This is a genomic window from Mesorhizobium sp. WSM4830, from assembly GCF_055811495.1.
In genome coordinates, this window is sequence record NZ_JBVVQI010000031.1 from 51,928 (window position 1) to 64,168 (window position 12,241).

General features: G+C 62.7%; 11 protein-coding genes. 4 read left to right on the plus strand and 7 right to left on the minus strand.

Translation table 11 applies throughout. From position 1 onward, the window contains the following. Positions 1-304 precede the first annotated feature (304 nt). Positions 305-655, plus strand: a complete 351-nt coding sequence (locus AC0L2Y_RS28625; RefSeq protein ID WP_473561146.1) for a helix-turn-helix transcriptional regulator — start codon at positions 305-307, stop codon at positions 653-655. Here the strand turns inward: AC0L2Y_RS28625 and AC0L2Y_RS28630 are convergent. From AC0L2Y_RS28630 to AC0L2Y_RS28640, 3 genes are all read right to left on the minus strand, one after another. After that, the gene (locus tag AC0L2Y_RS28630; protein WP_473561131.1) at positions 636-1,886 is read right to left on the minus strand and encodes a tyrosine-type recombinase/integrase; all 1,251 of its coding nucleotides are present in this window, start codon (positions 1,884-1,886) and stop codon (positions 636-638) included. The two genes, AC0L2Y_RS28625 and AC0L2Y_RS28630, sit on opposite strands and share 20 nt — an antisense overlap. A 318-nt stretch (positions 1,887-2,204) precedes the next feature. After that, entirely contained in the window at positions 2,205-3,767 is a 1,563-nt protein-coding gene (guaA, locus tag AC0L2Y_RS28635; protein WP_473561133.1) for a glutamine-hydrolyzing GMP synthase, read from the minus strand. A gap of 55 nt (positions 3,768-3,822) precedes the next feature. Next, entirely contained in the window at positions 3,823-4,356 is a 534-nt protein-coding gene (locus AC0L2Y_RS28640) for a MarR family winged helix-turn-helix transcriptional regulator (RefSeq protein ID WP_473561134.1), read from the minus strand. A 71-nt stretch (positions 4,357-4,427) separates the two neighbouring features. On the opposite strand from AC0L2Y_RS28640, the gene AC0L2Y_RS28645 reads away from it, so the two are divergent. Beyond that, complete coding sequence (locus AC0L2Y_RS28645) at positions 4,428-4,754, plus strand: hypothetical protein (protein ID WP_473561136.1); 327 nt, start codon at positions 4,428-4,430, stop codon at positions 4,752-4,754. On the opposite strand, the gene AC0L2Y_RS28650 is transcribed toward AC0L2Y_RS28645, so the two are convergent. The 3 genes from AC0L2Y_RS28650 to AC0L2Y_RS28660 form a co-directional block, all read right to left on the minus strand. Then, the gene (locus AC0L2Y_RS28650; RefSeq protein WP_473561138.1) at positions 4,726-5,388 is read right to left on the minus strand and encodes a 5'-methylthioadenosine/S-adenosylhomocysteine nucleosidase; all 663 of its coding nucleotides are present in this window, start codon (positions 5,386-5,388) and stop codon (positions 4,726-4,728) included. The genes AC0L2Y_RS28645 and AC0L2Y_RS28650 overlap by 29 nt on opposite strands. A 154-nt stretch (positions 5,389-5,542) precedes the next feature. After that, the gene (locus tag AC0L2Y_RS28655) at positions 5,543-6,001 is read right to left on the minus strand and encodes a PaaI family thioesterase (RefSeq protein ID WP_473561140.1); all 459 of its coding nucleotides are present in this window, start codon (positions 5,999-6,001) and stop codon (positions 5,543-5,545) included. Between the two features lie 125 nt (positions 6,002-6,126). After that, positions 6,127-7,416 (minus strand): RsmB/NOP family class I SAM-dependent RNA methyltransferase, encoded by a 1,290-nt coding sequence (locus AC0L2Y_RS28660; RefSeq protein WP_473561142.1) that lies wholly within the window; start codon positions 7,414-7,416, stop codon positions 6,127-6,129. 290 nt (positions 7,417-7,706) lie between these two features. On the opposite strand from AC0L2Y_RS28660, the gene AC0L2Y_RS28665 reads away from it, so the two are divergent. After that, positions 7,707-8,384: an MIP/aquaporin family protein gene (locus AC0L2Y_RS28665; protein ID WP_023677138.1), complete on the plus strand. Its 678-nt coding sequence runs from the start codon at positions 7,707-7,709 to the stop codon at positions 8,382-8,384. 78 nt (positions 8,385-8,462) lie between these two features. Here AC0L2Y_RS28665 and katG read toward each other — a convergent pair whose 3' ends face one another. Further along, complete coding sequence (gene katG, locus AC0L2Y_RS28670; protein WP_473561144.1) at positions 8,463-10,661, minus strand: catalase/peroxidase HPI; 2,199 nt, start codon at positions 10,659-10,661, stop codon at positions 8,463-8,465. A 148-nt stretch (positions 10,662-10,809) separates the two neighbouring features. Between katG and AC0L2Y_RS28675 the strand changes: the two genes are divergently transcribed. Continuing rightward, positions 10,810-11,718 (plus strand): hydrogen peroxide-inducible genes activator, encoded by a 909-nt coding sequence (locus tag AC0L2Y_RS28675; RefSeq protein WP_352488378.1) that lies wholly within the window; start codon positions 10,810-10,812, stop codon positions 11,716-11,718. Positions 11,719-12,241: the final 523 nt, after the last annotated feature.

Below are 12,241 nucleotides of genomic sequence, written 5' to 3' on the forward strand. Positions count from 1 at the left end.
GACGGCCGGTTGCGCCTTGGTGCGAAGGAAGATAATGACACGGTTAGAAAGCTAGTGGCGGTGTTTTCCGACACGTGGAAGCTTTGGCAACCACTTCACTTCACGTCACGTGTAACACTCCTAGGTTTCAATGACCGGCAGACATTGAGAAAAGTTCCCAGTGCGTCCTGACACTGCCTGAAATGGAGCGCCTTCGGGTTTTCCTGGTGCGCGAGCGAGGATAGGTGGTCGCAATTGATGGCTGTACGCGACCTCGGAAAGTTGCGTGATGATTGGCCAGCAAGGCAATCCTCCGGGGTACGAAATGGTCAAACCGCAGCAGTCTTCAGAGGTGAATAAATCTAAAATTGAGCAGCCTGGCCAGTTTCCGGTTCTGCCACACTTCGGATCGCGTCGCGTCGTGCGAACTGTTCGTCGGTCGCAGCTGCGAGAAATCGTCCCCTTATCGGACACGACCATTTATGAAATGGAGCAACGTGGCGAGTTCCCACGACGCTTCAATCTGACGCCCCGCTGTGTTGTTTGGGATTTGGCAGAGGTCGAGGCCTGGGTTCGGGCAAAGCGAAACGCGTCGTCTGCCGGCACTATCGACATCGCCCTAGGTCCAGACGTGCGGTCGCGGAAGACGAGGCCTGTCAAATCGGATCGAGGATGATCGCCCCGGCGGTCGGCTGGAGTACGGCCGTGTGCTTCTTGCCCGCCCCCCAGGCCTCAACCATGTCAGCCCATTCCTGCAGCATATGACGACGCTGCGGCTCGTATTCAGCCTTGTTATAGACGCCGCGCGAAGTGCGGCTGTCCTCGTGGGCAAGGCATTTTTCGATCCAGTCGCGATTGAATCCGATCTCGTTTAGGAGTGTCGAGCCGGTCCGCCGTAGGTCGTGCACTGTGAAGGGCGCAAGCGGCAATTCGTGTCTTTTTGCGCGGTCGACAATGGCCATGGTAACCCGATTGAAGGTGGCCCGCGACATGGGTTCGTCGGCGTCATAGCGAGATGGGAGCACGTATCGGGAGTTCGCTGCGCACGTCTTGAGTGCAATCAGGATATCGAGGGATTGGCGGGACAGGTAGACGTTATGCGGCTTTTTCCGTTTCATTCGCTCTTTGGGAATGCTCCAAACAGCGTTCTCAAAATCGATCTCGTCCCACGTCGCGTCCAGCAGCTCACCCTTCCGCACCATCGTGAGCAGTATCAGCTTTAGGCCGAGCCGTATCGTCGGCAACGTCGGCACATTTTCCAACTCATTCAGCATGATTCGGATTTCTGCGGGGGACAATGCTCGGTCTTTTGCCTCGAACGTGGCAATCGAAGCCGGTCCTACCTCGTCTGCTGGATTGGCAATCTTCTCGCCGTGCAGAATGGCATGGCCATAGATCTGCTTAACAATGTCCCGGACATGAATGGCTGTTGCCGGCGCGCCACGGTCGCGCACCTTTGCGCAGAGCGCCCGCAAATCGTCAGCTGTTACTTCTGTGAGGAGCCTTTTATCCCAGATCGGCAAGATGTCTCGATCGAAGATGGCCTTGCGCATTGAGCGCGTGCTATCCGCCATCTTGGCCTCCTTAAACCAGGCCAGGCAGGCATCGCCGAAGGTGGCCATTGCAGACAGGCGCCGCTTTTCACGCTGCTTTTCATGCGCCGGCGATTGTCCGGCTGCCACCATTTTTCGGGCGGCAATGCAGCGGTCACGCGCCTCTGCTAGCGAGATGCCGCCCTCACCATAGCGGCCCAGCGTGACTGTCTCTCGCCTTCCATTCAATCGGTAGTCGTATCGGAACGAGATCTGCCCGGCCGTGGACACCGTGGCGTACATACCGTCACGATCAGCGACCTTGTATATTTTGTCTTTTGGTTTCAGCTTCTTAAGTGCAATGTCGGTGAGCATGGCAAGGGCAATCCGAGCGCGTGGGGCCGCATATCCAGCACCAGATTTTACCGTCATCGATTTTACCGTCAAGGTATGATAATTTCGTTTGCGCTTCAACAATTTACCTAAATACTTCCTAATGCGTTAGGAAGTAAGGTGGTGACGGTATTAGCTTCGAGCGAGAATGGTGAGGAAAGGGATGCCGTCAGGTCTACCGCCAAATGATTCCGCTTGCGGGCGATAGTTAGCGATAGTAAACGAGAGGAAAATGACTACAAGTCAGCTAGTTACGTATACGCCGTCGATAGCCATCGAATGCTGGCGAACGACTGAGCTTTATTCCCACTCGATTGTGCCCGGCGGCTTTGACGTCACGTCATAGACGACGCGGTTGATGCCGCGTACCTCGTTGATGATGCGGGTGGCGGCGGCGCCCAGGAATGCCATGTCGTAATGGTAGAAGTCGGCCGTCATGCCATCGACCGAGGTGACGGCGCGCAGCGCGCAGACGAATTCGTAGGTGCGGCCGTCGCCCATCACGCCGACGGTCTGCACCGGCAGCAGCACGGCGAAGGCCTGCCAGATGGCATCGTAGAGGCCGGCCTTGCGGATTTCGTCGAGATAGATGGCGTCGGCCTCGCGCAGGATCTCCAGCTTTTCGCGGGTAATGCCGCCCGGGCAGCGGATGGCAAGACCGGGACCGGGGAACGGATGCCGGCCGATGAAGCTGTCGGGCAGGCCGAGCTCCTTGCCGAGCGCCCTCACCTCGTCCTTGAACAGTTCGCGCAGCGGCTCGACCAGCTGCATGTTCATGCGTTCGGGCAACCCGCCGACATTGTGGTGCGACTTGATGGTCACGGACGGGCCGCCGCTGAAAGAGACGCTTTCGATGACGTCGGGATAGAGGGTGCCTTGTGCCAGGAAATCGGCGCCGCCGAGCTTCTCGGCCTCCTCCTCGAACACTTCGATGAACAGCCGCCCGATGGTCTTGCGCTTCTTCTCGGGGTCCGACTCGCCCTCGAGCGCGCCGATGAAACGGTCCCAAGCGTCGACCAGGATCAGCGGCAGATTGTAATGCTGGCGAAACATCTCCACCACGCCGGCCGCCTCGTCCTTGCGCATCAGCCCGTGGTCGACAAGGATGCAGGTGAGCTGGTCGCCGACCGCCTCATGGATCAGCAAGGCCGCGACCGAGGAATCGACGCCGCCCGACAGCGCGCAGATCACCTTGCCCTTGCCGACCTGTTTGCGGATCGTCTCGACCGCGTGCTCGCGGTAGGCGCGCATCGTCCAGTCGCCTTCGATGCCGGCGATGTTGTGGACGAAGTTGCGGAGCAGTCTGGCGCCGTCCGGCGTATGCACCACTTCGGGGTGGAACATGAGGCCGTACATCTTGCGTTCGACATTGCCGAAGATGGCGAAGGGCGAGCCCTCCGATTTTCCGAGCACCTCGAACCCCTCCGGCAGGGTGATGACGCGGTCGCCATGGCTCATCCACACCTGGTGGCGCTGGCCGGGCGCCCACAAGCCCTCGAACAGCGGGCTGTCCTTGGCGATCTCGACGAAGGCGCGGCCGAATTCGCGATGATCGGAGCTTTCGGCGATGCCGCCCATCTGCACGCACATCGCCATCTGGCCATAGCAGATGCCGAGCACCGGCACGCCGGCATCGAAGACGATCTGCGGCGCGCGCGGACTGCCGATGTCGCCGGTCGAGGCCGGACCGCCGGACAGGATCACTGCCTTCGGATTGGTGCGCGTGAACGCCGCCTCGGCCGACTGGAAGGGCACGATCTCGGAAAAGACGCCGGCCTCGCGGATGCGGCGGGCGATCAACTGGGTGAACTGGCTGCCGAAATCGACAATCAGAACGGTGTCGGGATGATTGGCTGTTTTCATGGCGAGCGTTTAGAGAAAGAAACGAGTCGGCGCAATGGGTTGTGAGGTCGCGCGGTCACTCCGATTCAGGTGCGTCGTCCTGAACGCCAGAGGCTTTGTCCAATGCATCAGTTTGCGTTCTATCGAGTAACCGCAAGGCGCCTATCAGCGCTGCGAAACGCTCATTACCAAGGCGGGCAACATAGCTTCGTTCGATCTGCAGCTTGATGCGGTCGCCATCGCGGAGGGCGTCCAGGCCCTTGCGCGTGTAACGCACAAGCTTGCCGCGGCCGTCTTGCGGATCCGGCAGACGCTGCAACACACCTTCCGTCTCCAAGCCGTCGAGCAATTGCTGAACCGCCTGCTTTGAGATCGCCGAGCGCTCGATCAGCGCCGACTGGCGCATGCCGCCGCGGGGGATGTGTCCAAGCAGGCCGGCACGCGCTTCGGTGAACCATTGATGGCCGGCAGCGCGCATCGCCGCGGCGAACTCGGTCTGCCAGGCGCGGCTCGCCTGCCACAGCCGCCAACCTATGTGATCCGGCAGCGCTTCAGGTTTTTCGTCAAGTCTCTTGACCAAATTCTTCTCACCCGATACATAGTCAAGCATCTTGACTACTAGTTCACTCTAAGTGGCGATGCTGGTCAAGGCAATCGGCGACTTCAATTCAGGAGGAAATCATGGCAGCACTTCAGAAGGAAACCCTTGCAACGCTCATTCCGGGGATGACCCATGTGTTGGAGCGAAACGGCAAGGAGGCTTACGTCTTTTTTGAAAGCGAGGGTGCCGCGCACATGCTGCTCGACGATGGCGAGGCGCGAAGCGGGCGCTGGCGGATGCTCGATGACGGTTATGTCGCCGACTGGGACACCGGCGCGACCGGACGCTGGACCCTCGATCACGAGCCCGGGTCAGTCACTTACGTCAATCGCGACAACGCCGTTCGCTTCAGGATGATCGGCGTGCTGTTCGGCAACGCTAAGAACCTGCCGCCCCAACAAGCTTGAAGTCGATCGCGCGGGAGGCGATCGCCCGTTCCAGCAGTTGCACCGCCGCGGCCAGCTTCTCATCGATGACGTGCAGGTATTCGGTCCAATCGCCGACATGCCTCAGATCGGCCGCGCCGTCGGAAATGCCGCGCAGGCCGATAAGCGGCACGTCGAACAGCTGGCAGGCACGCAGGCAGGCGAAAGTCTCCATGTCGACCATGTCGGCGGCGACCGCGTCGTAAGCGGCGCCGGTGACTATTGCCGCCCCGGTCGACAGCGTCGCCGGCCTGATACCTGGTATCCTGAACGGCAGCGGCACGCTGACGGGCAGGTCGAGGAACGGCGTGGCGCCCTTCTCGAAGCCCAATGGCGAGGCGTCCATGTCGCGGTAGCCAACTGAAACGGCCTGGTAGATTTCGGTCTGCTCCAGCGTCCGGCTGCCCGCCGACCCGAGCGACACGACGAGATCCGGCAGCGCGTTTTCGGCCGCCCGCCGGGACAGTTCGGCGCTGAGCCCGACACCGGCCTCGACCGGTCCGACGCCGGTCATCAGCGGCGTGAACAGCCGCTGCAGGTGTGGACCGTATTCGGCTTCGGCCGCCATGACGAAGAGAACGGACTTGCCGGACAGGCGAGACACTTTACCGGTCACGACGATCTACTCCTTTTTCTGGCCCTGCCACCGGAGCCGGAAGGTAAGAAGGGCGACGTGCCCTCACCGGTCCCCGGCCCTTCGCTATGGCTCCGGGCGTTCGTCGCTCGAAAAGCTCATTTAGGGGCTTTTCGTCCGCTGCGCGGACCGCTCCTCACCCCTCGATACCGTCGCGGCCGAGCACTGTCATCATCGTCCCGGTCATTGTGGCGATCAGCTTGGCCTCGCCGTCGGTGGCGAACGCATAGGCTTGTCCGTCTGCGACGATGATGGTGCGGCCGGGCTTGGTCACCGAGCCGCGGAACAGGAAGCGCTCGCCCCGGCCGGGCGCCAGCAGATTGACCTTGAACTCGATAGTCAGCACACCGGAATTTTCCGGCATCAGCGAGAATGCCGCATAGCCGCAGGCCGAGTCGAGTGCCGTCGAAATGACGCCGGCATGGAGAAAGCCGTGCTGCTGCGTCAGTGCCGCCGAATAGGGCATTTCGATCTCGATGATGCCGGGCGTCACCAGCGTCAGCTCGGCGCCAATCGTCATCATCGCTTTCTGGCGCGCAAAGGATGTCCTGACGCGGTCTTCATAATCGGGAGCAGGAACGATCTTTGCTGCCATGGCCGTCGACCTTCGTTTCTCGGCAAATCTTATTGCAAAGGCATTTATCGCAGAGGGGTGGGCGGCAGGCAATCGCAAATGCTGCACTGCAGCATTCTGCCCGGCTCTGTGTCCATGGCAAAGGTTCAGCCGGCGCGGCGCAGCGCGCAGAAGTAAAAGCCGTCGGTGCCGCTCAGCAACGGCGACAGCGAAATGCCGCCCGCAGCCCCAATACGCACTGCCGCTTCGTGGCCCGCAAAACGGCTGTCCCAAAGCTGGCGGTGATCGACCGGGACAAAACCGGGATGGCGGTCCCGGAAGGCCGAAACCTGGTCGCCATTTTCCTCGTCGAACACCGAACAGGTGATGTAGACCAGCAGGCCGCCGGGTTTGACGAAGTCCCTGGCGGCATCGAGTATCGTCTCCTGCTCGCCCTTGCGGGCGTCGAGCTGCCTTTGCGTCAGCCGCCATTTGGCATCCGGCCGGCGCCGCCAGGTGCCGCTGCCGGTGCAAGGCGCATCGATCAGGACGATGTCCATATGCTTGCCGAGCGGCGCGAGCTCGGCCGGCTTGGTGACGATCTGCACATTGCGGTTTTCCGAGCGGCGTATGCGGTCGAAGATCGGCGCCAGCCTTGCCTTCTCGGCATCGTGGGCGAAGATCTGGCCGCGATTGTCCATCGCCGCCGACAGCGCCAGCGTCTTGCCGCCGGCGCCGGCGCAAAAGTCGAGCACCTGCATGCCAGGCTCGGCGCCGGCCAGTTCGGCCGCAATCTGGGAACCCTCGTCCTGAACCTCGAACCAGCCTTTCTGGAAGGCCGGCTCGGCCTGTACGTTCGGGTGCCTGCCATCGCCTTCGATCGGCGGGATTCGGATGCCGTGCGGCGCGATCCGGGCGGGCTTGGCGCCGGTCTCCGCCAATTCCGCCAGCACCTTGCCGCGATCGGCCCTCAGCGTGTTGACCCTGAGGTCGAGCGGCGGGCGAGTGCCAAGCGCGGCACCCTCTTCCACCCAGGTCGTGCCGAACGCCCGTTCGAACAGCGGCATGCACCAGTCGGGGATGTCTGCCCTGACAGCCGGCGGCGCATCGGCAAGCCGGCGAGCTGCCAGCGTTGTCAGTTCGTCGGCGGTAAGCAGCGACGGCGCGAACTTGTCGCCCTCGAGCGCCTCGTTCAGCGACTGCGCCGTCTGGCCCCATTCGAGCAGCAGCGCGCCGAAGCCGATGGCGCGCGGCGTGTCTTCGCCGAGCAGCCAGCCGGCCGAGCGCTTGCGGCGCAGCGCGTCATAGACGATGTTGCCGATCGCGGCGCGGTCGCCGCCACCGGCGAAGCGGTGCGACAGGCCCCAGTCCTTCAGCGCATCGGCCACCGGCCGGTGGCGCCGGCCGATGTCGTCAAGCACTTCGATGGCTGCAGCCAGCCGCCCGCCCAGTCTCATTGTCGTCTTCCATTACTCAGCAAACTATTTGCGGCCCTGCTCTATCGCATCGGCCCGACAATCGGAAACCGATTTTCGGAAAGCACGATGCGTGGATTCCAAAGTGGCTAAAGGGTGCTTTGTGCGCGCAAGTGAACGTATGCCGCTCTAAAGCGCGCAACTGACACGCACAAGCACGCCGGCTGGTGCAACTGCTCTGCTTTGCAACTTTTGCGGTTGCGAATACTCTTTGCGCGGTGATTCGCGTCGCAGAAAAAGGCGAAGCCGCGGGTCGATACGAGGAGAGGGCAATGAAAACTTATCTGGCGGAAGTTCTAGGCACGTTTCTATTGGTGTTCATCGGCACGGCTTCGGTGGTGACGGGCGGCTTCGGCGGCGCGCTGCCGCTTGGCCAGGAAGGTATCGGTCTGGCGTTCGGCATCGGCCTCATCGCGGCGGCTTATGCGATCGGCCCGATTTCGGGCGCGCACCTCAATCCGGCGGTGACGCTCGGCGTGTTCCTCGCCGGGCGGATGCCGGCCAGGGATGTCATTCCCTATTGGATCGCACAGGTCATCGGCGCCATCATCGCCTCGCTGGCACTGTGGATCATCGTCTCCGGACAGGTCGGCGGCCACACCGGCGGCTTCGGCGCCAATGGCTGGGACGTGACGAAATGGGGCGTCAGCTCGGCCTTCCTGTGGGAGCTGATCGGCACCTTCACCTTCGTCACGGTCATCCTCGGCGTCACCAACGCCAAGCACACCACGGCCTTCGCCGGCCTCGTCATCGGCCTGACGCTGGCCGGCCTGCACTTCGCCATCATCCCGGTGACCGGCACATCGCTCAACCCGGCCCGTTCGATCGGACCGGCGCTGTTTTCGGGAACTGCGGCGATCGGCCAGCTCTGGCTGTTCATCGTCGCGCCGTTGATCGGCGGCGCCATTGCCGGCGTGGTTGCCAAGGCCGGTATCTTCGAGAAGGACTGACTTTTCGCAAGCCCAACGAAAAAGGCGCGGGTCGAGGCCCGCGCCTTTTTGTTGCGTCGAGAAGTTCGTGTGCCCGGATCAGGCCGCGAGGTCAAAACGGTCGGCGTTCATCACCTTGGCCCAGGCAGCGGCGAAATCCCGGGCGAACTTCTGCCCGGCGTCGGCCGATCCGTAAACCTCGGCAAGCGCACGCAACTGTGCGTGTGAGCCGAAGATGAGGTCCGCGCGGGTGCCGGTCCACTTGACCGCCCTGGTCTTGCGGTCGCGTGCTTCGTAGACTTCATCGGAGCCGGCGGCCGGATCCCACACCGTGTTCATGGAGAGCAGGTTGACGAAGAAATCGTTGGTCAACGTGCCCGGCCTGTCAGTGAACACCCCGTGCTTCGACTGGCCGGTGTTGGCGCCGAGCACCCGCAACCCGCCGACGAGCACCGTCATCTCCGGCGCCGTCAAGGTCAGCAGCTGCGCCCGGTCGACCAGCATCGCTTCGACCGACATCGGCGGCTTGCCCCTGACATAGTTGCGGAAGCCATCGACTTTCGGCTCGAGCGCGGCGAAGGACTCGACATCGGTCTGTTCCTGCGAGGCGTCCATGCGGCCCGGCGTGAAGGGCACCTTGACGTCATGGCCGCCGTCTTTGGCCGCCTTCTCGATCGCGGCGACGCCGCCGAGAACGATGAGGTCGGCAAGCGAGACCTTCTTGCCGCCTGTCTGCGAGGCATTGAAGCCCTTCTGGATGCCTTCGAGCGTCTCGAGCACCTTGGCCAGCTGCGCCGGCTGGTTGACCTCCCAATCCTTCTGCGGCGCCAGCCGAATGCGTGCGCCATTGGCGCCGCCGCGCTTGTCGGAGCCGCGGAAAGTCGAGGCCGAGGCCCAGGCGGTCGAGACCAGTTCGGAAACGGACAGGCCGGAGGCCAGGATCTTCGCCTTCAGCGAGGCGATATCCTGCTCGTTGACCAGTTCGTGGTCGACTGCCGGTATCGGATCCTGCCAGATCAGCTCTTCCTGCGGCACGAGCGGGCCGAGATAGCGGACGGCGGGACCCATGTCGCGATGCGTCAGCTTGAACCAGGCGCGGGCGAAGGCATCGGCGAACTGGTCCGGATTCTGGTGGAAACGCCGCGAAATCTTCTCGTAGGCCGGGTCGACGCGCAGCGCGAGGTCGGTGGTCAGCATCGCCGGCGCGCGGCGCTTGGCCGGGTCGTGCGCGTCCGGCACGGTGCCTGCACCGGCGCCGCCCTTCGGCGTCCACTGATGGGCGCCGGCCGGGCTCTTGGTCAGCTCCCATTCGTAGTTGAACAGATTGTCGAAGAAGTTGTTGCTCCATTTGGTCGGCGTCGTGGTCCAGGTCACCTCGAGGCCCGAGGTGATGGCGTCGCCGGCAATGCCGGTGGCATGCTTGCTCGACCAGCCGAGGCCCTGCGCCTCGATGCCGGCGCCTTCCGGCTCCGCCCCGACCAGCGATGCATCGCCGGCGCCGTGGGTCTTGCCGAAAGTGTGACCGCCGGCGATGAGCGCCACGGTTTCCTCGTCGTTCATGGCCATGCGGGCGAAGGTTTCGCGGATGTCGCGTGCCGAGGCCAATGGATCGGGCGTGCCGTTCGGCCCTTCCGGGTTGACGTAGATCAGCCCCATCTGCACGGCGCCGAGATGGCCGTGAAGTTCGCGGTCGCCGGAATAGCGCTCGTCGGCGAGCCACTTGGTTTCCGATCCCCAGTCGACGTCCTGCTCGGGCTCCCATACATCGGCGCGGCCGCCGGCGAAGCCGAAGGTCTTGAAGCCCATCGATTCCAAGGCGACGTTGCCTGTGAGGATCAACAGGTCGGCCCAGGAGATTTTCCTGCCGTATTTCTGCTTGATCGGCCACAGCAGCCGGCGCGCCTTGTCGAGATTGGCGTTGTCCGGCCAGCTGTTGAGCGGCGCGAAACGCTGCTGGCCGGCGCCGGCGCCACCACGGCCGTCACCGATGCGATAGGTGCCGGCGCTGTGCCAGGCCATGCGGATGAAGAGCGGGCCGTAATGGCCGAAATCGGCCGGCCACCAATCCTGCGAATCGGTCATCACCTGGTGCAGATCCCTGATCACCGCATCGAGATCGAGGCTCTTGAATTCCTTGGCGTAGTCGAAGTCCTCGTCCATCGGGTCCGAGAGGCTGGACTGCTGGTGGAGGACGCCAAGATCAAGCTGGTTCGGCCACCAGTCACGGTTGCTCCTCCTGGCCGATCCATGTGGGACCGGGCATTTGCCGGCGCTGTTGTCGTCGGTTTTCGCGTCCATCTTTGCCTCCGATTTTGTTGATTTTCCGGGATTTTGTTGATTTTCCGGGCAGGGCCAGCGGCCGCGCCATTCTGGAATGATTCCAGACTAGCCTGCCCAGCCGATAAAGACAAATTGCCTTTGCTGTTTATTCTGATAGGTTTTCCTTATGATCGGTTTGACCGTCCGGCAGATGCATTATTTCGAAGCGCTGGCGCAGACGCTGCATTTCGGCCGCGCGGCAAAACTCGCCGGCGTCAGCCAGCCGGCGCTTTCTTCGCAGATCGCCGAGATGGAGCTGCGGCTTAATTGCCGGCTGTTCGAGCGCGGCGGCAAGGCGGTGCGCATGACCGACGAGGCGCAGGCCCTGCTGCCGCGCATCGAGCGCATTCTTGCCGATATCAGCGACGTCGAGGCCACCGCCCGGCGCGGCCGCCCGGCGCTGGAAGGCCGCTTCCGGCTCGGCATCATCCCGACGGTGGCGCCTTACCTGCTGCCGCATGTGCTGCCGGAGCTGAAACGGCATTTCCCGGCCTTGCAGCTGGAGTTGCGCGAGGCGGTGACCGCTTCGCTGGTCGAGGACACCAGCTCGGGAAAGCTCGACGCCTTCGTCGCGGCGCTGCCGCTCGACTATCCCGGCCTGGTTACCGAGGAACTTTTCTCCGACCGGTTCTTCCTGGCCGTGCCTGCCGGCGATCCCGCCTTCGCCTCGCCGCCGGTGCCGCCGGAAAGCCCGGCGCTGGAGCGGCTGATGCTGCTGGAGGAAGGCCACTGCCTGCGCGAACAGGCGCTCGCCGTCTGCGGCAGCGTGCGGCCGGTGGCCATGGCAAGCTACGGCGCGACCAGCCTGACGACGCTCTTACAGATGGTGGCGCACGGGCTCGGCGTCACGCTCATCCCGGAAATGGCGGCCGGGCCGGCCAGCACCATCCCCGACTTGAAGATCGTGCCGTTCCAGGAACCAATGCCGCAACGCACGATCTGCCTGGCCTGGCGGCGCAACAAGGTCCGTCACGACGAATGCGTCGAGCTGGCCAAGATCATTCGCGGGCTGGATGCAGCGGTACTGGCTGGGTGAGGTACGCTGTACCATCTAGCGGAAGTTTGGTGTTGACCCGAAGTCGACCTTCGCAGACCTGAATGGCTGCTTTGCGCCGCATCACAGCCGTTCCGTAGGGAAGATGGTCATCCCGAAAGCCGAAAGTTCCGTTTGTTCGAATGATGACAACTAAGGAAATAGGAAACAGCCTTTGCGCGCAATTCCGTGCTTTGGCGTTGCCGAGGGTGCTTCACTAGCATTGATCTTTGATGCGGCATCCACGTTGCCGCGGCGTGCAGTAAGTGGAGAATACAATAGCGGTGAGGGCCGCGATCGGTGAGGTTCAGTGATGAATCATGCGCAGAGTACCAGGTCAAAATCCCTCCGCTGTGACTTCACCTTTATTAAACGACGGCCCTTGATTTTACTTCACGAGATACGCGGCAGGGGGTGTACCGCCATGCCGTCCCTCATTCCGTTATGCCTCGTTCTGCTGTTGGCATTTCCGGCAAATGGTCAGTTGGCGCCCGAAGCGCCAGCGGTTGCCACAGCTAACGACAGC